This window comes from Brevibacterium sp. CS2 (assembly GCF_005280295.1).
In the GTDB taxonomy this organism is placed as follows: domain Bacteria; phylum Actinomycetota; class Actinomycetes; order Actinomycetales; family Brevibacteriaceae; genus Brevibacterium; species Brevibacterium pityocampae.
Window position 1 is genome coordinate 3,168,421 of sequence record NZ_CP040020.1, and the last position, 20,543, is coordinate 3,188,963.

Annotated in this window: 17 protein-coding genes; 3 read left to right on the forward strand and 14 right to left on the reverse strand. The window is 70.8% G+C overall.

Annotation, left to right across the window (positions count from 1 at the left end):
• Window positions 1-34: 34 nt before the first annotated feature.
• The 6 genes from FDF13_RS14225 to cysK all read right to left on the reverse strand — a co-directional run bounded on the left by FDF13_RS14225 (window position 35) and on the right by cysK (window position 4,671).
• Window positions 35-556, reverse strand: coding sequence for a MarR family winged helix-turn-helix transcriptional regulator (locus tag FDF13_RS14225; RefSeq protein ID WP_175406993.1), 522 nt, complete (start codon window positions 554-556; stop codon window positions 35-37).
• Window positions 549-881: an NADPH-dependent FMN reductase gene (locus tag FDF13_RS14230; RefSeq protein WP_137320223.1), complete on the reverse strand. Its 333-nt coding sequence runs from the start codon at window positions 879-881 to the stop codon at window positions 549-551. The genes FDF13_RS14225 and FDF13_RS14230 overlap by 8 nt, the downstream gene beginning before the upstream one ends.
• Entirely contained in the window at window positions 878-2,083 is a 1,206-nt protein-coding gene (locus FDF13_RS14235) for an LLM class flavin-dependent oxidoreductase (protein ID WP_137320224.1), read from the reverse strand. The genes FDF13_RS14230 and FDF13_RS14235 overlap by 4 nt, the downstream gene beginning before the upstream one ends.
• 160 nt (window positions 2,084-2,243) lie before the next feature.
• Window positions 2,244-3,062 (reverse strand): class I SAM-dependent methyltransferase, encoded by an 819-nt coding sequence (locus FDF13_RS14240; protein WP_137320225.1) that lies wholly within the window; start codon window positions 3,060-3,062, stop codon window positions 2,244-2,246.
• Between the two features lie 26 nt (window positions 3,063-3,088).
• A complete protein-coding gene (gene cysE / locus FDF13_RS14245; RefSeq protein ID WP_137320226.1) occupies window positions 3,089-3,736 on the reverse strand; it encodes a serine O-acetyltransferase in 648 nt (215 codons plus the stop codon).
• A gap of 5 nt (window positions 3,737-3,741) precedes the next feature.
• A complete protein-coding gene (cysK, locus tag FDF13_RS14250) occupies window positions 3,742-4,671 on the reverse strand; it encodes a cysteine synthase A (RefSeq protein WP_137320227.1) in 930 nt (309 codons plus the stop codon).
• 260 nt (window positions 4,672-4,931) lie between these two features.
• Here cysK and def point away from each other — a divergent pair, with 260 nt between their 5' ends.
• Window positions 4,932-5,507, forward strand: a complete 576-nt coding sequence (gene def / locus FDF13_RS14255; RefSeq protein ID WP_137320228.1) for a peptide deformylase — start codon at window positions 4,932-4,934, stop codon at window positions 5,505-5,507.
• A gap of 113 nt (window positions 5,508-5,620) precedes the next feature.
• Here def and FDF13_RS14260 read toward each other — a convergent pair whose 3' ends face one another.
• From FDF13_RS14260 to gatC, 4 genes are all read right to left on the reverse strand, one after another.
• The gene (locus FDF13_RS14260) at window positions 5,621-6,928 is read right to left on the reverse strand and encodes a hypothetical protein (protein WP_175406994.1); all 1,308 of its coding nucleotides are present in this window, start codon (window positions 6,926-6,928) and stop codon (window positions 5,621-5,623) included.
• A gap of 330 nt (window positions 6,929-7,258) precedes the next feature.
• The gene (gene gatB, locus FDF13_RS14265) at window positions 7,259-8,740 is read right to left on the reverse strand and encodes an Asp-tRNA(Asn)/Glu-tRNA(Gln) amidotransferase subunit GatB (protein WP_137320229.1); all 1,482 of its coding nucleotides are present in this window, start codon (window positions 8,738-8,740) and stop codon (window positions 7,259-7,261) included.
• An 8-nt stretch (window positions 8,741-8,748) separates the two neighbouring features.
• Window positions 8,749-10,344, reverse strand: coding sequence for an Asp-tRNA(Asn)/Glu-tRNA(Gln) amidotransferase subunit GatA (gatA, locus tag FDF13_RS14270; protein ID WP_137320230.1), 1,596 nt, complete (start codon window positions 10,342-10,344; stop codon window positions 8,749-8,751).
• 1 nt (window position 10,345) lies between these two features.
• Window positions 10,346-10,651 (reverse strand): Asp-tRNA(Asn)/Glu-tRNA(Gln) amidotransferase subunit GatC, encoded by a 306-nt coding sequence (gene gatC, locus FDF13_RS14275; protein WP_137320231.1) that lies wholly within the window; start codon window positions 10,649-10,651, stop codon window positions 10,346-10,348.
• 954 nt (window positions 10,652-11,605) lie between these two features.
• Here gatC and FDF13_RS14280 point away from each other — a divergent pair.
• Entirely contained in the window at window positions 11,606-13,945 is a 2,340-nt protein-coding gene (locus tag FDF13_RS14280; protein WP_137320232.1) for an HNH endonuclease signature motif containing protein, read from the forward strand.
• 295 nt (window positions 13,946-14,240) lie between these two features.
• Here the strand turns inward: FDF13_RS14280 and FDF13_RS14285 are convergent, their stop codons facing one another.
• Together FDF13_RS14285 and ligA are read right to left on the reverse strand one after the other, a co-directional pair.
• Window positions 14,241-14,669, reverse strand: coding sequence for a DUF4870 domain-containing protein (locus FDF13_RS14285; protein WP_137320233.1), 429 nt, complete (start codon window positions 14,667-14,669; stop codon window positions 14,241-14,243).
• 190 nt (window positions 14,670-14,859) lie between these two features.
• The gene (ligA, locus tag FDF13_RS14290; protein WP_368074061.1) at window positions 14,860-17,052 is read right to left on the reverse strand and encodes an NAD-dependent DNA ligase LigA; all 2,193 of its coding nucleotides are present in this window, start codon (window positions 17,050-17,052) and stop codon (window positions 14,860-14,862) included.
• A gap of 79 nt (window positions 17,053-17,131) precedes the next feature.
• On the opposite strand from ligA, the gene FDF13_RS15680 reads away from it, so the two are divergent.
• Window positions 17,132-17,269, forward strand: coding sequence for a pentapeptide repeat-containing protein (locus FDF13_RS15680; RefSeq protein ID WP_368074045.1), 138 nt, complete (start codon window positions 17,132-17,134; stop codon window positions 17,267-17,269).
• A 147-nt stretch (window positions 17,270-17,416) separates the two neighbouring features.
• Here the strand turns inward: FDF13_RS15680 and FDF13_RS14295 are convergent, their stop codons facing one another.
• Together FDF13_RS14295 and FDF13_RS14300 are read right to left on the reverse strand one after the other, a co-directional pair.
• Window positions 17,417-18,541 carry a hypothetical protein gene (locus tag FDF13_RS14295; RefSeq protein WP_137320235.1) on the reverse strand — a complete coding sequence of 375 codons (1,125 nt, stop codon included), beginning with the start codon at window positions 18,539-18,541 and terminating at the stop codon, window positions 17,417-17,419.
• Window positions 18,538-20,517 (reverse strand): prolyl oligopeptidase family serine peptidase, encoded by a 1,980-nt coding sequence (locus tag FDF13_RS14300; protein WP_137320236.1) that lies wholly within the window; start codon window positions 20,515-20,517, stop codon window positions 18,538-18,540. Before FDF13_RS14300 ends, FDF13_RS14295 begins: the two co-directional genes overlap by 4 nt.
• Window positions 20,518-20,543 lie beyond the last annotated feature (26 nt).

A 20,543-nucleotide genomic window follows, 5' to 3' on the forward strand; every position in this document is an offset into this window, starting at 1 on the left:
GCCCTCATTCTGGCAGATGCCCCGGCGCCCGGTCTCAGGGCAGCCGGTCCGCGATCGCGCGGGTGATCCGGAGGAGGACCGCCGCATCGCCGGGGGCGAGAGCGTCCTCGAACACCTCGCCGATGTGGGCGCGGTGCACCCGGCCGGCGGCCCGGAACTCGTCCCAGCCGGCATCGGTCAGGGTGATGAGGTGCGCACGGCCGTCCTGCGGGCAGGCGCTCTTGACCACCCACCCCTTCTTCTCGAGCACCCCGATCCGGTAGTTGAGCCGGGGGGCGGAGAACACGAGGCGCTCGGCGAGGACGCTCATCCGCAGGGTGCGGGCGGGCGCCTCGACGAGGAGGAGCAGGAGGTTGTAGTCGCTGAGCCCGAGCCCGGTGGCGGAGCGGAGCTCGGTGTCGAGGTGGCCGATGAGCCGCTGCGAGGTCTCGAGGTAGCTGCGCCAGGCGTCGAGCACCCCGGCCTCCGCGAGCAGGTTCGGCCCCGCCCCGGGGACCTCACCGGCGGATGGGGCGCCGCCGGCCGGCGTGCCGGGAGGCGCGCCGGGTTCAGGCACCGAGGAGCTGGTCAAAGGGGGTCACCGCCTCCGGGTCGAGGTCGTCGAAGACGCTGCGGGTCTCCGCCGGCTGGGCGGCGACGACGAGCCCGTGCGAGGTGCGGATCCGGTCGAATGCCGTCTCGAGTGCCTCGGACGCGATGCCGGTGAGCGTCATGTCGACGAGGTCGTGGGCGAGCGGGCTGAGCTCGATCACCTCGACTTCGGCGTCCACGCCGCCGAGCCGCAGCTGTTCGCGCGCGGCGGCGAGGATGCGCTCGGCGAGCGCGGTCGAGTTCGACGGGTCGCCGGTGCCGCCGGAGACGGCGATGATGCGGTAGGTCATCGCGCACCTCCTGCACTGCTTACGGCGCCGGTGGCCGCGCTCTCCGCGGACTCCCGCTCGGCGCGCGCGGCCCGGTCCTGGAAGGCGCGGGACTCCGGGCTGCCCCCGGCCACCGGGTCGAGTCCGGCACGGTGGCGCTCGACGAGCCACTCGTGGGTGGGGGCGTCGGGCACATCGGCCGGGCGGAGGGCGTCCATCTCCTTGCGGAGGACGGGCAGCACCTCGGCACCGAAGATGTCCATCTGCTCGAGCACGGTGTCGGTGGGCAGTCCGGCGTGGTCGATGAGGAACATCAGCCGCTGGTAGTCACCGGCCCAGTCGCGCATCGACAGGTAGCGCTCGATGACCTGCTGCGGGCTGCCGACGGTGAGCGGCGTCTGCGCGGTGAAGTCCTCGAGGCTCGGCCCGTGGCCGTAGACCGGGGCGTTGTCGAAGTACGGGCGGAACTGCTTGACGGCGTCCTGCGAGTTCTTCGCCATGAATACCTGCCCGCCGAGGCCCACGAAGGCCTGGTCGGCGCGGCCGTGGCCGTAGTACTCGTAGCGCTGGCGGTAGAGCTTGACCATCCGCGCGGTGTGGGAGGCCGGCCAGAAGATGTTGTTGTGGAAGAAGCCGTCGCCGTAGTAGGCGGCCTGCTCGGCGATCTCGGGGCTGCGGATCGAGCCGTGCCACACGAACGGGGGCACCTCGTCGAGCGGGAAGGGGGTGACGGTGAACCCGTTGAGCGGGGTCCGCAGATTGCCCTCCCAGTCGATGTTCTTCTCCCGCCACAGGCGGTGGAGGAGGTTGTAGTTCTCGATCGCGAGCGGGATGCCCTGGCGGATGTCCTTGCCGAACCACGGGTAGACCGGGCCGGTGTTGCCGCGGCCCATCATGAGCGACACGCGGCCGTCGGACAGGTGCTGGAGGTAGCTGTAGTCCTCCGCGATCCGCACCGGGTCGTTCGTCGTGATGAGGGTGGTCGCCGTCGACAGGCGCAGGCGCTCGGTGGTCGCCGCGATGTGCGAGAGCAGGACCGGCGGGTCGGCGGGGGCGACGAAGGGCGGGTTGTGGTGCTCGCCGGTGGCGAACACGTCGAAGCCGACCTCTTCGGCCTTCTGCGCGATCCGCAGGGTGGACTTGATGCGCTCGTGCTCGGTCGGGGTGGTGCCGGTGGTCGGATCGGTGGTGACGTCGCCGATCGTGAAGATTCCGATCTCCATGATGCCTCTTTTCATTGAAGCCTCAACTACTTAGTTAAAACTTTAACATACTTTCGGGTGCAGGTATTCCCGGTGAAGTGAGGGGTGCGGACGGTCGGTGCAGCCGCGCTGGGGGGCACGCCGTTGGGAGGGGCCGGACGCGCAGGAGAGGTGGAGGAATTCAGACGGTCCCGAGGCGGCCGCTGATCGGCCAGCGCACGGTGCGGGTGCGTGCAGGGTCGCCCCAGAGCGCACGCAGGTCTGCGGCGAAGTCGCGGAGGAGCGCCTCGCGGCCGGCCTCGTGCGCGGCGCGCACCGCTGACCACGTCGACACGTAGCCGAGCAGCTCCGCGCAGGTGAGCTCGCCGGTGATCGCGAGCGGCGGCAGGGGCACCTCGGCGAAGGGGAAGTCCAGGGTCCGGTAGCCGGCATCGACGTGGTGCCGCTCCGGCGGCCAGAAGCGGCCGATCTCCGCGGAGTAGAAGCGGTCGACCCGGGCGGCGATGTCCGGATCGGTCTCGATGACGCCGTAGGTGATGAGCGCGAGCAGCGCCCCGGGCGCGGCGATGCGGCGCACCTCGGCGTAGAAGGCCGGGAGGTCGAACCAGTGGGCGGCCTGGGCGGCGGTGACGAGGTGGACGGAGGCGTCCGGAGCCGGGAGCCGCTCGGCAGGCGCCTGCACGTAGTCGATGCGCGGGTGGGCTGCGGCCCGGGAGAGCTGATCGGCGCTCGGGTCCGCACCGATGACGCGCGGCAGGTGCGCGGCGAGGGCGACGGTGAGCTGGCCGGTCCCGCAGCCGACGTCGAGCGCGCAGAGCCCACGGGTGTCGGCGGAGCCCGCACTGCACTCCCCCGCACCTGCGGAACCTGCGGACGAGGTGCCTGCGGCGGCGACGGAGCGGCGGGTCGCCTCGGCGAGGTGGGATGCGAGGGCGGGAGGGTACGAAGGCCGGAACCGAGAGTATCCCTCGGCTCCGGCCTCGAACCAGTTGCGGCTCATCGCGCGCCCCGTGCTCGGCGGATCCCTCAGATCCAGATCGCAGGGTCGACGAGCTCGTACTCCCCGCCGTGCGGGTGAGCCACCCCGGCGGGGCGCTTGATCGTCGCGGGCACGCCGACCGCGATCGAGTCCGGCGGCACGTCCTTGACGACGACCGCGTTCGCCCCGACCGAGGCGCCGTCCCCCACCGTCACCGGGCCGATGACCTTGGCGCCGGCGCCGATGAGCACGTCGTTGCCGATCGTGGGGTGGCGCTTCTCCTGCTCCATCGAGGTGCCGCCGAGGGTGACCTGCTGGTAGAGCATGACGTCGTCGCCGATCTCCGCGGTCTCACCGACGACGATGCCGTTGGCGTGATCGATGAAGAAGCGGCGGCCGATCGTCGCCCCCGGGTGGATCTCCACCCCGGTGAGCGTCCGCACGATCTGGGACAGCAGCCGTGCGGGCACCTTCCCGGACGGGCGCTGCCACAGCTTGTGCAGCCCGCGGTGCGCCCAGATCGCGTGGAGTCCCGGATAGCTGACGAGAGTGACGAGGTCGCTGTGCACCGCGGGATCGCGGCGGCGGGCGGTCTCGAGGTCCTCGCGCACCGCGGCGCGCACCGCCGGCCGGGTCGCGACGAAGGCTGCGGCCGCGACGGCGGTCCCGGCCGCGATTCGGGTGAGGAGGGCCATCTCGATCAGTCCATGTACTCGGCGAACAGGGGCGTGGTCAGGTAGCGCTCGCCGAAGCTCGGGATGATGACGACGACGCGCTTGCCCTGGAACTCCGGCCGCGCGGCGACCTTCTCCGCTGCGGTGATCGCGGCACCCGAGGAGATGCCCACGAGCAGGCCCTCCTCGGTGGCGACCTGCCGCGCCTTGGCGAAGGAGTCGTCGTTCGACACCGCGACGACCTCGTCGTAGACGTCCGTGTCGAGGATGTCGGGGACGAAGTTCGCGCCGATGCCCTGGATCATGTGCGGGCCGGCCTCGCCGGTGCTGAGCAGGGCGGATGCCTCGGGCTCGACGGCGACGATGTGGACGCCCGGGTTCTTCTCCTTGAGGAGGCGGCCGGCACCGGTGATGGTGCCGCCGGTGCCGATCCCGGCGACGAACACGTCGACCTGGCCGTCGGTGTCGGCGAGGATCTCCTCACCGGTGGTCTCGCGGTGGACCTGCGGGTTCGCGGCGTTGGAGAACTGGCGGACGAGGACGGCGTCGTCCTGCGCGCCGATCTCCTCGGCCTTCGCGACCGCGCCCTTCATGCCCTCGGCCTTGGGGGTGAGGAGGAGTTCGGCGCCGAACGCGCGGAGCAGCGCCCGGCGCTCCTTCGACATCGACTCCGGCATGGTGAGGACGACCCTGTAGCCGCGCGAGGCGCCGATCATCGCCAGCGCGATACCGGTGTTGCCCGAGGTCGCCTCGACGATGGTGCCGCCGGGCTTGAGTTCGCCGGAGGCCTCGGCGGCGTCGATCATCGCCACGCCGATCCGGTCCTTGACCGAGTTGGCCGGGTTGTAGAACTCGAGCTTGCCGACGATCTCCGCGCCGGTGCGCTCGCTCGCACGGCCCAGCTTGACCAGCGGCGTCCGGCCGACGAGCTCGGAGACGTTGTTGTAGATCTTCACAGTGTGTCCTTCCATTCGTATACAGGGAGACGGGGGTCCGCTGCACGAAGAGCTCGGACCTGGGGTATGGGAGGGCCGTGCTCTTCGCCCACACACCAGCCAATGGCTTCAGCTGCTGGTACCCGGTGCTGCCTCAGCGGCCGCACGGGTATCACGATGTCTCGTTCAACGACAGTCGTGAGGACATTATTCCAAACCGCCGCGGGGTGCGCGCACCGGGTCCGACCCCCGGGAACGCCGGCTCGATTAGACTCCTGGGCATGACCATCCATCCCATCGTCGTGTACGGCGAGCCGGTCCTCCACCGCCGGGCCGAGCCCGTCGCCGAATTCGACTCCGCCCTGCACACCCTCATCGACGACATGTTCGAGACCCTCGCCGCATCGAAGGGCGTCGGGCTCGCCGCGCCGCAGATCGGCGTCGGGCAGCAGATCTTCGTCTACGACGCCGACGACGAGGTCGCCGAGGTGCGCCGGCGCGGCGTGTTCGTCAATCCCGTGCTCGTCGCCTCGAAGATCGAGGACGTCAGGCCCGATCCGGACACCGAGTCGGAGGGCTGCCTGTCCGTGCCCGGTCTCGACTTCCCGATCAAGCGCGCCCACCGGGTGACGGTGAGCGGGAAGGACGCAGACGGGCAGCCGATCAGCCTCACCGTCGAGGGCTGGTTCGCGCGCATCATGCAGCACGAGTTCGACCACCTGCAGGGCACGCTCTACGTCGACAAGCTCGACAAGCGCTGGTCGAAGAAGTGGAAGCGGGCCCAGGAGGAATGCGGCTACGACGAGCCGGGCATCTCCTGGATGCCGGGCACCGACCCGGACCCCTTCGGGCACTGATCACCCGCTGAGCCCGGTCGAGCAGCCCCGGTCGAGCACTGGGGCGGGCAACAGGGCCGGGGCCGGTCTCCGCGGCCGATCGGGCATTCGCGCCGGTCGCGCGGCCGCCGACCTCAGTCGCGCGGCTCGCGCTGGAGGTCGCCGGCCTGGCGCCGCAGCTCGGCACTGAGATCGAACACCGGTTCCGCACCCGGTTCGAGCGCGGCCGGGCCGCGGTCGGAGCGATCGGCGGTGTGCTGGACAGAGCTATGCCGGCCGCTGTCGACCCCGTCGGCGGTGCCGCGGTCGGTGTGGTCCCGGTCGGCGTGGTCCCGATCGGCGGCCCGCGCCTCGGCGGTGGACGACCCGATCCCCCGCGCCGATCCGGCGTCGGCCGGGGCCGCCTCGGACTTCTGCGCCCCGGCCTGCTGCGCCTGGGCGAGCCTGCGGTCGAGGTCATCGAGGTCGTCGAACTCCTCGGCGGTCTCCTCGAGCTCGGACAGCAGTCCCTTGATGACGTCGGCGTGGGATTCGGCCTCGATGTTGAGCTCGCGGAAGCGCCAGTCGGCGGATTCGTCGTCGGCGGTGCGGGAGAGCACGTCGAGCACCCGGTCGCCGAGCACCTTGGACTGCTCGGTGTGGGCGAGGACGGTGAGCTGGCGGTCGAGATCGAGGAGGTGCTCGTAGTACTCGTGCATCGCGACCACCCGGTCGGCCATCGAGCGGAATGCGGTCGCGAGCTTGGTCAGGTAGGTGTCGATGCGGGCGCTCGTCTGCGGTTCGCGCACCGATTCGAGCTCGCTGCGGAGCTCGACGAGCTCCTGCAGGCGGGTGCCGATCGAGGCGACGGCGTGGTCGAGGTCGACGCGGGCCACGTGGTCCTGCAGGATCGGGTGGGTCCACGCCCGCGTCTGCGCGATCCGGCGGGCGGTGGTGACAGCGAGGTGGAAGAGGCGCTGCTCGTCGGTGTCCTGGCCGGAGGTGAGCCCGGGAATCCAACCGAGGTCGGTGGGGGTGATCCAGCGGGCGGCGGCCGCGGCCTCCTTGTCCTTCTTCGACAGGCGCTTGGGGTCGCGGCGGTACTTGAGCCCGGTCCAGCCCGCGGTCACCGCGGTGATCGCGCCGAACACTCCCGTGGTGACGACCCCGGCGGCGACGATGTCACCGGCGAGCGCGATGACGGCGGTGGGGAGCGCGGCGAGCCCGGTCGCGGTGAGTCCGGCGCCGGCGGTCGTGCGGTAGATGAAGTTCGAGCGGATGAGATTGCGGTTCATGGCCGGGGACACGAAGGTCGGGGCCGGGGAGCCGACCGAGACGCGGTATCCGCGGGCCAGCCAGGTGCTCACGACGCTCGAGGGCACGCTGTCGGGGACGAGGATCCGGTACACCGGCGGGGTCGCACCGCACTCCTCGCGCCACAGCGATTTCCAGGTTCTGCTCACCGTCCACCTTCCGCGTCTCGCCACTGCTGTCCGGGTCTCACCACTGCTGTCCGGCGCGGCCGCGTCGCGCGGCAGGAAACCACCCGCAGGCATGGCGGCGGCACCGGATCGTGGCCTCCAGTGTAGGACCGGGAACTGACACATCGCTGTGTATCCGGGGATGCAGACGGCTCCCGGGATGAAGTCGGGGGTTTTCCCCACCTCGTCCCGGGAGCCGTGTGCGCGGTGCGACCGGCGGGCGATCCGATGCGCGACCAACCGCCGTTCCGCGGCCCCGACTGTCCGCCGACAGGGCGGCAGCCGATCGGCGGTGTCGGCCGACCAGCGGTGTCAGCCGCCGATCTTCGCCATGATCATCTCGCGCGCCTTGCCGGCGTCGGCCTGGCCGCGGGTGGCCTTCATGATCGGCCCCATGAGCGCGCCGATCGCCTGCATCTTGCCGCCCTTGATCTTCTCGACCACATCCGGGTTGTCGGCGAGCGCCTGGTCCACAGCGGCCTCGAGCGCGCCGGTGTCCTCGACGATCTCGAGTCCGCGCGCGGACATGACGTCGCTCGGGGAGCCCTCGCCCGCGGCGACGCCGGCGAGCACCTTCCGGGCGAGCTTGTCGTTGAGCTTCCCGGCCTCGACGAGGCCAGCGAGCTCGGCGACCTGCGCCGGAGTGGCGAGCTGCGTCGGCTCGGCCTCGTCCTGCTTGGCCAGACGAGCGATCTCCCCGGTCCACCACTTGCGCGCGGCGGCCGGCGAGGCGCCCAGGGTGACGGTCTCCTCGATCGGGTCGAGCAGGCCGGCATTGATGACATCGCGCATCTCGAGCTCGGAGAAGCCCCATTCGCCGAGCAGCCGGCGGCGGCGCTGGGCGGGGAGCTCCGGCAGAGTGCTGCGGATCTCCTCGACCCAGGCGCGGGCGGGCTCGACCGGAACGAGGTCGGGCTCGGGAAAGTACCGGTAGTCGTCGGCGTCGGACTTCACGCGCCCGGACGAGGTCTCCCCCGTGTCCTCGTGGAAGTGGCGGGTCTCCTGCAGGACCGACCCGCCGGCTTCGAGGATCGCGGCCTGGCGGCTGATCTCGAAGCGGACGGCGCGCTCGATCGAGCGGAAGGAGTTGACGTTCTTCGTCTCCGTGCGGGTGCCCAGCGGCGCCTCGGGCGAGGTGCGCAGGGAGACGTTGATGTCGGCGCGGACGTTGCCCTGCTCCATGCGCGCCTCCGACACGTCGAGGGCCTTGAAGATGTCACGGAGCGTGCGGACGTAGGCGGAGGCCACCTCGGGAGCGCGCTCCCCGGTGCCGACGATCGGGTGGGTGACGATCTCGACGAGCGGCACGCCGGCCCGGTTGTAGTCGACGAGCGAGTGCTGGGCGCCGTGGATGCGCCCGTCCGAGCCTCCCACGTGAGTGTTCTTGCCGGCGTCCTCCTCCATGTGGGCGCGCTCGATCGGGACGGTGACGATCTCGCCGTCCGCGAGCTCGACCTCGACGGAGCCGTCGAAGGCGATCGGCTCGTCGTACTGGGATGTCTGGAAGTTCTTCGGCACGTCCGGGTAGAAGTAGTTCTTCCGGGCGAAGCGGCAGGATTCGGCGATCTCGCAGCCGAGTGCGAGACCGATCTTCACCGCATATTCCACGGCCTTCCCGTTGACGGCCGGCAGGGCCCCGGGGAGTCCGAGCGAGACCGGGGTGACGTTGGTGTTCGGACCGCCGCCGAAGGTGTTGGGCGCGGCGTCGAACATCTTCGTGGCGGTGCCGAGCTCGACGTGCACCTCGATGCCGATGACCGGATCATACTTCGCGATTGCGTCTTCGTACTTCATCGTGTTCCTCACAGTTCCGGTGCCTGCGCGAGCAGCGAGTGGCCGCGGGCGGAGTCGAGTGCGGATTCGAGGCCGGCGCCGATCCGATAGAGGCGCGCGTCCTCATGGGCCGGGGCGAGCAGCTGGAAGCCCACGGGCAGGCCCTCGGACAGACCGGCAGGCAGCGACATCCCGGGGATGCCGGCGAGGTTGGCCGGGATCGTGGCGACGTCGCCCAGGTAGAGCGCCATCGGGTCGGAGCTCTTCTCCGCGCCGAACCCGAACGCCGTGGTGGGCGCGGTGGGCGAGACCAGGACGTCGGCCTGTTCGAAGGCGGCGGCGAAGTCGCGCTGCACAAGGGTGCGGACCTTCTGCGCCGAGCCGTAGTAGGCGTCGTAGTATCCGGCCGACAGCGCGTAGGTGCCGAGGATGATGCGGCGCTTGACCTCGGCGCCGAAGCCGGCGGCACGGGTGGCGGCCATGACGGTCTCCGCGGTGACGGGACCGTCCTCCGGTTCGACCCGCAGGCCGAACCGCATGCCGTCGTAGCGTGCGAGGTTCGAGGACACCTCGGAGGGCATGATGAGGTAGTACGCGTCGAGCGCGTAGCCGAGCGACGGGCAGTCGACCTCGACGATCTCCGCGCCCTGGGCGGCCGCGAGGTCGAGAGCGGAGCGGAAGGCGGCGCTCACGCCGTCCTCGTAGCCCTTCCCCGCGAGCTGCTTGACGACTCCCAGGCGGACGCCCTCGAGCGCGCCGCCGGACGCGCCCTGCTGGGCGGCGGCGAGGAAATCGGGCACCTCACCGGGCAGCGAGGTCGAGTCGTGCGGGTCGTGGCCGGCGAGGATCTGGTGGAGGGCCGCGGCATCGATGACAGAGCGGGCGACGGGTCCGACCTGGTCGAGGCTCGAGGCCATTGCGATGACGCCGTAGCGGGAGACCGAGCCGTAGGTCGGCTTGACGCCCACCGTACCGGTGAAGGCGGCGGGCTGGCGGACCGATCCGCCGGTGTCCGTGCCGACGGAGAACGGGCTCTCGAACGCCGCGACCGAGGCGGCGGCACCGCCGGACGAACCGCCGGGCACCTTGGTCGTGTCCCAGGGGTTCGTCGTATTGCCGAACGCGGAGTGCTCCGTCGAGGAGCCCATGGCGAACTCGTCGAGATTGGTCTTGCCCAGGAGCGGAAGGCCGGCGGCCTTCGTCCGGCGGTAGACCGTGCCGTCGTAGGGCGGGACCCAGTCGGCGAGGATCTTCGAGCCGGCGGTCGTGGTGATGCCGGAGGTGACGACGAGGTCCTTGTGGGTGACGGGGACACCGGCGAACGGGTGGAGATCCTCGCCGGCTGCCCGCTTGCGGTCCACCTCGGCGGCGGTCGCCAGCGCGACGTCACCGGTCACGGTGATGAAGGCGTTGACCGTGCCCTCGACCTGCTCGATCCGATCGAGGTGGGCGCGCGTGACCTCGGTCGCGGAGAAGTCCCCGGCGCGCAGGCCGGCGGAGAGCTCGACGGCGGTGAGCCGGGTGAGGTCGGCGGTCTGCTGAGCGCTGGAGCTCTGGGGAGTGTCGGTGTTCTGCGGGGCGTCGGCGTTCTGCGAGGTGCCCCGATTCTGCGGAGTGTCGGTCATGTCAGTCCTCCCCCAGGATCTGCGGGACGAGGAACTTGGCATCCTCGGACTGCGGGGCGCCGGACAGCGCCTGCTCGTTCGTCAGGGTCTCACCGACGACGTCCTCACGCATGACGTTGGAGAGCGGGATGGGGTGGGACGTCGCGGGGACCTCGTCCGTGGCGACCTCGGCCACACGGGCCACGTTGGCGAGGATCGAGCTGAGGTCGCCGGCCGTACGAGCGAGTTCCTCCTCGCTTATGGCGATCCGGGCGAGGTCGGCCAGGTGGGCGACCTCCGCGGACGTGAGAGCGGATTTCTCCGACATCTTCACCCTTTCGTTGACGGTGTTCGGTGGCAATGTTCCGCGCCGTGCCTGCGTCGGTGTGTTCGGCAGTGCTGGTGGCAGCGCCTGTGGCAGTGTGCGCGGCAGCGGTCGGTCTACGTCGGTCAGTCTAGTGTCTGGCCCTGACACAGTCGTCCGAGCACCGCCGCCCGGGCGCAGCCGCGTGAGTTGAGCGGGGTGCGTGGGCAGTGTGAGTTGGGTGAGCAGGGCGAGCTGCGCGAGCAGGGGTGAGCAGGGGCGAGCGGGGCGAGCGGGGCGAGCAGGGGTGAACAGGGTGAGTTGCGCAAGCGAGACGGGCGGGGGTGGTTGAGCAGGCGAGACGGGGGTGGTTGAGCAAGACGAAGCCGAGTGAGCAGGGCGGAGCAGCGCCAGCAGGAACGAGCCGCATGAGCAACCGCGGCGAACGGCTGGGTGGCGCTGGAACGGACAGTGTCAAAGTGAATGACTGAGCGGTGCTGGAACGGACTGCGTCACGGCAGAGGCGGGCCCTACCTGAGCGAGGCCCGGTACAGAGATCAGTGACCCCCGAGCCGCGGGTCTGCCTCGCGCCTAGCGCAGGAACCGATTGCGCCGAGGCACGGTCACATCCGGCGGATGGGTGGCGACCGGCAGGTGGCTAGGCAGGGGGCTGGCAGGGGGTCGGCAGGGGGTCGGCAGGGCTCGAGCTGCAGTCGTGGAGAGATGCGAGAGAGGCGGTACGCGCACGGGGCGCGGAAACCCATCCCTGCGCAGAGCGGGGTAGATTTCCCCAATCGATGGTGCAGACGAAAGAATATTCAGATCAATATCGAACACCCTGTGGATAACACGGTTTTTCGGTGCTTTACGCGCATCCCGTGTCCGTGGGTCCCGATAGCCTGGAACCACTCGCACAGCACACCCGATCCAGTCCCAGTATCCACTCTGATCGTTCCGTTCCGAGGGAGGTGACCTCCGATGACCGCACCCACCGTCCACCCCGACAGCACCGACCCCGGCGACTCCGATCCCCGCGACCCTGCCGGTCACCCGTTCGGTGAGCGGCCTGCTCTCCTGCGGCTGCGGGACTCGGTGGCCGCCCATGATCGGGTGATGCTCGCCCGGATGCAGCTCATCGCCGAGACCATCGTCGAGGAATGCCTCGACCTCACCCCCGCCCCCGACTGCACCACCTGCGCGGGAACGGCCGGGCCCGTGGTTTCGTCTCCCGATTCTCCCGCCGCCGCGGACTCTGCAACCGGCATCGCAGAATCCGTGCCCTGTTCCGCGCCCACCGGCACTGCCAGCTCTGCCGCCGGCTGCCCGGGGTGTGGGCGGGACCGGTACGGCCTGCCTGCCGATGGGTCGCTCGCCCACTGGGTGCTCGAACGCGTCACCGGCGAACACCTCACCTGTCTCGCCGCGGTCCTCGACACCACCATCACACGCGCCTACACCGCCGCCCGCGAAGCACTCATCGCGACGTTCAGCCTGCGGGCCTGCCACGACCGCGCCACCACCGGAATCCTGCGCTACGAGCGCCTGCAGTACGCCGCCCGCCGCGCTCACCGACTCGGGCATGAGAAACTCGCAGCGCTCGATGCGGGGATCACCGCACTGCGTCCCGATCTGTCGTGGGAAGCCTATTGCCGGGCGGTCAACGAGCTCATCCGGATGCTCACCGATGACGAGGAACAGGAGGAGCAAGTGCGGGAGAACCGGCGGGTCGATTTCTGGCGCAGCGATGCCCGGGAAGGACGTCTACTCCTCACCGGTCCCCTCGAGCCCCTGCACGCCCTGCACCGCCGCCTCGAGGCCACCGCCCGCGCGATCCGGGCCGCCCACGCCTCGACGTTCGGTGAGCAGCTGCCGGCCGGGGCGCAGATTGAGGACGATCGCACCATCCCGCAGCTGATGTTCGACCTCCTCACCGCCACCGCCCCGAGCACCGACATCGAGATCACCACCCCCAACACCACCACCGCCTCCGAGGAGGGCGGCGGCGGTGACGGCGGCAGTAGTCAGGACGCAGGCGCGTTCACTGCTGAGGGGAGTACCGCAGATCCGAATCCAGGACTCTTCCCCTCCACCGGTGATACCGATGCAGGTGAAGCAGGCCCGGACGGGCGCGTGCGGCAACATGTCACGGTGACGTGTCCGTCGAATCAGGACTGGCTGCGCAGACAGGCCACCGTCGTCATCACCGTTCCCTTCCTCACCCTCACCGGACACGCCACACTGCCCGGCACCTGGTCCGACGGCACCCCCATCCCCGCCGACCTCGCCCGCAGACTCGCCGCCGGGTCGGAGAAATTCACCCGCATCCTCACCGACCCCACCACCGGCGCCATCTGCCCCGAGATTGCACAGTCCTACACGCTGCCGGCCGGAATGCGCACCACGCTGAACCAGACCTGGGCCTGGTGCACCGCCCCGGGCTGCACGCGGCGAGCCGAGACCAGCGAAGCCGACCACATCACCCCCTTCGACCACGCCGCTCCTGCTCGTGGCGGGCGGACGGACTTCGACAACCTCCACCCCCTGTGCAAGCAGCACCACCAGATGAAGACCGAGCGGACCCTGCGCCTGCACCGCACCACCGACGGACTCATCTGCTGGCAATTCACCCACGGCATCACCCACACCACCACACCGGCTGACAGGCCCGCCGATCGCGAAAACGCCCGCATCACCCGCCGCCTCCTCGGCCTAACCGACCCCGACCCCGACGAGCCCGATCCGCCGCCGAACGAACCCGACGACAACCCGGACACCCCGGGCACCCAACTGTCGGACGGCGACGACGACCTACGGAGTCCTCCCGATGGCGGACCCCCGCGTGACCCTGACGACGACCCGCCGGACACCCCGAACACCGGACCACCACACGGCCCCGGCAACGGGCCGCCCGATCAACCGCCCGGAGTATGCCCAGCTGCCAGTCCGCCGCACCAAGATCCGGATGACAGCACGCCGGGCAGTTCCGCCGCTGCCGTGGTCATCGATCCGTGGGCGTACTGGGAGAAGGTCCCGAAACCGGACCCCGACGCCTCCGACGCCCCCGACGCCTCCGACGCCTCCGACGCCTCCGACGCCTCCGAGACGGAGGATAACCGTCCGCACGCCACCGCGCCGCAACCCGACACGACGATCGACCGCGTGCCCGCGGCCAGCCGAGAGGACACGCGCCTCACGGACTCCGTTACGTTGTTCAGCGGCACGTCCGACGACGGGAGCACGGAGGAGACATCCACCGCATCTCCCGCCGACGACGGCGACTCCTGGTGGCACGCCGACGACGACCCGCCGCCCTTCTGAATCGACACGGGACGGCACCTCTCCCGCACCCCAGACCGATCCGACCCTGAGATGTGCAGATCCGCTGCTGCTCCAACCAGCAGAGGCTGCCGATCAGAAGGCTGCCGGTCAGAAGGCTTTCAATCTGGGGGGGCTGACGATCGACTGACGCCGCTGATCAACTGAGCCCGCTGATCAGCTGGAGGCGACCGATCACCGGAGGTCACCGGTCAACAGACACCACTCCTCAGCAGGGCGACTGGCGTTCAGCGGATGCCGGCGTTCAGTGGATCTGGCGTTCAGTGGATGCTCCCCGTCAGCGGGGGCTGCCGACCCAGGGCAGTGTTCCGGGCAGCCAGGCGACCGAGCCGTTCGCCGCCTTGACGGCGCAGACGATCGAGCCGATGACGTGATAGACACCGACGGCCATCCAGATCGCGATCGCGGTGGCGATGGGGAAGAACCCGCCGGTGTACGGCTCATCCGCCGTCACCACGTAGAGCACGATGAAGTGGATGGTGAAGAGCAGCGCCGTGTACGCGCCGAAGCTGATCGACCAGTTGAGGGCGTTCCGGGCGTTGTGCCGCGCGAGCATCGGCTTGTGCCTGCTCTTCGCGTGGACGATCGACGTCGCGATGATCCCGAAGATATTCCCCAGCAGGGCGAGCCCACACAGACTGATGAGCCCGAGCCACCTGCCCAGCGCCCCGGTCGGCTGCTGCACCGGGACGGGCCCACCGGGCATGGCAGCAGACCCTGCTTCCGGTGAGAGCTGGTGCCTGCCCCCGGGCTCGAGACCGGAGCTCCGGTGGAGCCCGAAGGCTTGCTCGGGACCAGAGCCCTGGTGGGGACCGGGGACATGCTGGGGGTTGTCGGGGTGGCGGGGATTGTGGGGGCCGTTCACAGTGCTCTCAGCTCATGACGTTCGAACCGGCTCAGCTGCCGGCTTCAACATCGTACCCGGCGGCATCGCTGTCCTCGTCCGCGGTGTCGCCATCGCCGCTGGCCGGCCCCTCGGCGAGGAGCTTGGCGAATGCCGCCTCGTCGAGCACGGGCACACCGAGGGATTCCGCCTTCTCGAGCTTCGAGCCGGCGTTCTCCCCGGCGACCACGTAATCGGTCTTCTTCGACACGGAGCTCGCGGCCTTCCCGCCCGCACCGGTGATCGCCTCTTTGATCCCGTCGCGGGTGAAGCCCTCGAGGCTCCCGGTCGCCACGATCGTCAGCCCCGCGAGCGTCTGCGGCACGTCGGAGTCCTCGGGCTCCGGGTCGGCCATGACCACCCCGTCGTCCTTCCACGTGTCGACGATCTCCCGGTGCCAGTCCACGCCGAACCACTCGACGACGCTCTCCGCGATCGTCGGACCCACACCCTCGACCTCGGCGAGCTCCTCCAACGAGGCACCGCGCAGCGCCTCCATCGTGCGGAAGCGCTCCGCGAGCGCCCGCGCCGCGGTCGGGCCGACGTGCCGGATCGAGAGCGCCACGAGCACGCGCCACAGTGGGCGCTCCTTCGCCGCAGCGATCTCCTCGAGCATCTTCACGGTGTTCGCCCGCGGCACCGAGGGCTTCTTGAGCTCGCCCGCCTTCTCCCCGCGGACGTACCGCTCCTCCTTGGTGTAGAAGTACTTGACGCGCTCGATCTCGCCGGTCGGCTCGCCCTTGACCCGCTTCTCCCGCTCGATCTCGACCTCGGCGAGGTCCTCGACGGTGAGATCGAACAGGTGTGCCTCGCTCGTCAGCGGAGGCACCTCCGGGGCGACCGGCTGCGTGAGCGCGAGCGCGGCCTCCTCCCCCAGCGCCTCGATGTCGAGAGCGGCCCGGGACGCGAGGTAGAACAGCCGGTTCGCGACCTGCGCCGGGCACGACCGGGAGTTCGGACACCGGATGTCCTTGTCGCCCTCGCGCATCTCCCGCAGCGCGGTTCCGCAGGACGGGCACACCGCGGGCATGACGAACTCCCGCTCGTCCCCGGTGCGTGCCGCGACCACCGGGCCGAGCACCTCGGGGATGACATCCCCGGCCTTCCGGATCGTCACCGTGTCGCCGATCAGCACGCCCTTGCGCTTGACTTCGTGCGCGTTGTGGAGGGTCGCCTTGCTCACCGTGGACCCCGCGACGGTCACCGGCTCCATCACCGCGAACGGGGTCACCCGTCCGGTCCGGCCGACCTGCACCTGGATGTCGAGCAGCCGGGTGGTGACCTCCTCCGGCGGGTACTTGTATGCGATCGCCCAGCGCGGGGCGCGCGAGGTGTATCCGAGCTCCTCCTGCGTCCCGATGTCGTCGACCTTGACGACCACTCCGTCGATCTCGTGGAGCACGTCGTGGCGGTGCTCGCCGTAGTGGTCGATGTACTCCTCGACCTCCGACTCGGCACCGAGCACCCGGTAGTACTCACTGATCGGCAGACCCCAGGACCGCAGCTGCTCGTAGACCTCCGACTGTGCGGCGGGCTCCGGATGATCCGGCCCAGCCGGGGTCCAGGCGGCGATCCCATGGACGAGCATGTGGAGCGGACGCGCAGCGGTGACCTGCGGATCCTTCTGGCGCAGCGAACCCGCCGCGGCATTGCGCGGGTTGGCGAAGGGCGCCTTCCCCGCCTCGACGAGCGCGGCGTTGAGCTCGGTGAATCGCTCGACGGGGAAGAACACCTCGCCGCGGATCTCGACCTCCGCCGGCGGGAACTCCGTGTCGAGCCGGGTCGGAATGTCGGCGATCGTCCGCACGTTCGCGGTGATGTCCTCGCCCGTGCGGCCGTCGCCGCGGGTCGCGGCCCGCACGAGCTCGCCGTCGCGGTAGAGGAGGTTGACCGCGAGGCCGTCGATCTTGAGCTCGCACAGGAACCGGGTGCCGGCCGGCACCGCCTTGTCCGTGCGCGCCCGCCAGGCCCGCAGCTCCTCGAGGGAGAACACGTTGTCAAGGCTGTACATGCGCGACAGGTGCTCGACCTCCGCGAAGGTCGAGGTGTCGACGGCGCCGCCGACGGTCTGCGTGGGCGAGGCGTCGTCGACGAGCTCGGGGAACCGCTCCTCGAGGTCCCGCAGGGCCACCATGAGCGCGTCGTACTCCGCGTCCGACACGGTCGGCGCATCGTGCTTGAAGTAGGCCTCGCGATGCGCCTCGATCGCGGCCGTGAGCTCCTGCGCGTACCGGGCACGGGCCGAGGCGTCGGTGAGGTCGACATCAGCAGAGCTGCTGTCCGAGGTGTCGTCGTCGGAGGCGTCGCTGACCGAGGCATCGCTGACCGAGGCGTCGCTGACCGAGGCGTCGCTGACCGAGGCGTCGCTGGTCGAGGCGCTGCTCACCGGAGTCTCATCCGCGGCCTTGGCCGCACCGTCCTGAGCCGCTGCCGTCGGCTCCTCGGCGGTCGATTCGTCGCCCGCCGGCTTCGTCGAGCATGTCATGCTGCCTCCCCGTCGTTCTGGTGTCTCGCGCCCGTCCGCCCCGGCCGAACCCACGCCGCCCGCACGCTCACCGCTCCGGTCCCGGTCACGACTCCTCCGCGAGCGCATCGGCGAGGCGCCGCGCGAGCGCGATGTTTCCGAGCGCGGTCCGCACCGAGGCGTCGGCCGGGAGCAGCGGCGGGAGCCCGACCGGCAGCTCCCACCCGGTGAGGATACCGAATCCGGACAGGCTCGCCCGGTTCATCCCGATGCGCTCCCAGGGTTCGGCGAGCGCATCCACCCAACGGGTGACCTCGCTCGGCCGCTCACCGGCCCGCGCCGGCAGCCGCAGCCACACCTCGGTCCCGGCATCGACGGCCTCGGCGACCGCCTCCCAGCGACGCCCGTCGAACGACTCGAGAGATTCGAGCGGGATGCTCAGCGCCCCGACCCCGGCATCGGCGAGGAGTCGCCGGTGGGCGACGGCCTTGCCGCTGATCCGCACGTGGCCGAGCTCCGGCAGTCCGAGGATCGTGTCCGGCCCGGTCCGGCGGAGGAACGACGCGAGCGCCGCCGTGACCGACTGCTCGGCGAGCGCGGGCAGCGTGCGGAATCCGGAGACCGTGGGCACCGAACCGGTGAGGATCGCATCGAGCGACGGCTCCCACAGCCGCACCCGCGGCCGGGCGCCGAGCAGCCGCTCGCAGCGGTCGAGCTCCGCGGTGATGCCGGCGGCATAGTCCTGGACGACGTCGCGCACCGCTCCGCGATCGCCGAGCACCGGCGTGCCGCCCGGCAGGCTGAGCGCCCGGATCAGCGTCCACGGCCCGGGCAGCGTGAGCAGGGTGCGGCCGCCATAGCCCTCGCCGTATTCGCCCACGGCATCGAGGGTGCGGCCGAACCGCGACTCCTCGACGCGCTGGTCCCTCCCCTCGCCGCGGCTCAGCCGCCAGCCGTAGGAGCCGAGGTCGACCGGCAGCTCCGCGAGCAGCCGCACCGCCGCACCCGTCCCGTCGACGGCCCAGCGGCTCCCGCCCTGGGCCGGGGCACCGGTGAGCGGGATCGCCGGGTAGCCGGCGGCGAGATCGTCGAACGACGCCGAGGCACCCTGCCGCGGGTCCTCCCCCGGCCACACCCCGGTGGTCGAGAAAGCACGCTGGGGCGCGGTGGCCGTCGTCCGTCCGCCGCCGATCACCGGCTGTCCGCCGCCGGACGTGGGATCCCCGCTCATCGGCCGCGTCCGCGCAGGTGGACCCGGCGGATGCCCGGGGTGTCGAAGCCCATGATGCGGCCGTAGAAGCCGAGCTCGGTCTCGAGGGAGTCGATGAGGTTCTCGGGCCGCACGAAGCCGTGCGATTCGCGTGGGTAGACCTTCGCGACGAAGGGCAGGTCGAGTCGTTCGAGTGCCGCGACGAGCCGGCGCGTCTGGCTCTGCGGAACCACGGTGTCGAGTGCGCCGTGGAACACCGCCACCGGGGCGGACAGCGCGTCGAGCCGGTTGAGCGGGGCGCGCTCCTCGTAGATCTCCGCAGATTCCGGCAGCGGGCCGACGAGCGTGCCGATGTAGTGCGATTCGAAATCGTGGGTCTCGGTGACGAACCGGGTGAGCTCCGCGACCCCGTAGTAGGAGGCCCCGCAGGCGAAATCGGTGGTCGTGGTCAGCGCGTTGAGCACGGTCCACCCGCCGGCGGAGCCGCCGCTGATCGCCAGTCGGTCCGGGTCCGCCTCCCCGGCGGCGGCGAGTCCGCGGAGCACGGTGACGGTGTCCTGCACGTCGACGATCCCCCACTGCCCGCGCAGCCGGTTGCGGTAGGCCCGCCCGTAGCCGGTCGAGCCGCCGTAGTTGACGTCGACGACGCCGATCCCGCGCGAGGTGAAGAAGGCGTGGTGCGCCGACACCATCGGCACCGCCTGCCCGGTGGGCCCGCCGTGGACGAACGCGACATAGGGCGGCACCTCACCGGCGGGTCCGGAGAACCCCGGGCTGCGCGGCGGGTACACGACGGCGGGGACGCCGTCGAACTCCCGCAGCTCCGCGGTGGGATAGTGGTCGGCGTGCGCGAGGCGCGCGTTCGACAGTGCCACCGGCGACAGCTCGCCGCTCGCGAGCTCGAAGGTGTAGAGACCGCTCACCCGGTGCGCACTGCCCCCGACGAGCAGGGCTGTGCCCTCGCGATAGTCCTGGATCGAGAAGCTCGTCAGCCCGCAGTCGATCATCCGGTGCTCGCCGGTGCGGACATCGGACCAGACGAGGGAGGAGGTGCCGTACCGGCTCTCGGCGAGGATCCGATTGCCGTGCTCCACCGGCAGGTGCCAGCGGTCGCCGAGCGACCACAGCGGGCCGCCGATCTCCCCATCGGTGCTCAGCAGGGGGACCTCCTCGGCCGGTCGGGCCCCGGCCTCGCCCCGGCAGCGGGCGAGAAAGGTCGGCACGTCGAGCCGATAGAGCTCCCACCAGCCGGTCCGGTCGGCGCTGACGACGAGCGTGCTGCTGCCGAGCCATTCCGGCTGCAGCACCGACTCCTCGGCACGTCCGAAGATCGCAACCGCGGGCCCGACCGGGCGCCCCTCGGAGAGCTCCTGGATGTACACCCGGGTCTCGTCCCAGGGCATGTGCGGGTGGTCCCAGCCGACGAACGACAGATGGCGGCCGTCCGGTGAGATCCGCGGCCAGGCGAGGAAGTGCGGCCCCTCGGCCAGGGTGACGAGCGCGCCGGCGTCGGGCCCGCCGGTCTCGATGGCCACGATGGAGCGGTGCACCTCGCCGGGGGCGCGGTGGCTCTCCCGGACTGCGAGGAGCCGGTCGCCGCTGAGCACGAGGTCGCCGTAGCGCACGGTCGACCGGGTCGCCGGGGTGAGCGGGACGGGACGGGCACCCGGGTCGGTGGTGTCGAGTGCGTGGACGCGCTGGTCGGTCGCGTTGACGAAGTAGAGCGTGCCCGAGGGTCCGTCGATCTCCCAGGCCCCGCCGCCGTACTCGTGGACGCGGCTGCGGGCGTTGTGGCCGCACGGGAGGACGAGCTCCCCGTCGCCGAACCGGCCGGTGCGGGACACGAAGATCCCGGTCCGCCCCTCCTCGTCGGAGATGCGCTGGGAGTACCAGATCGCTTCGCCGGCGAACCGGGCGCGCTGGATCGGCTCGGACCCTGCGGCCACGTGTGCGGCGGTGATCGGGGAATCCCAGGATCCGAACGGTGCGGTGCTCATGGCACCACAGTAGCGAGTGGGACGGA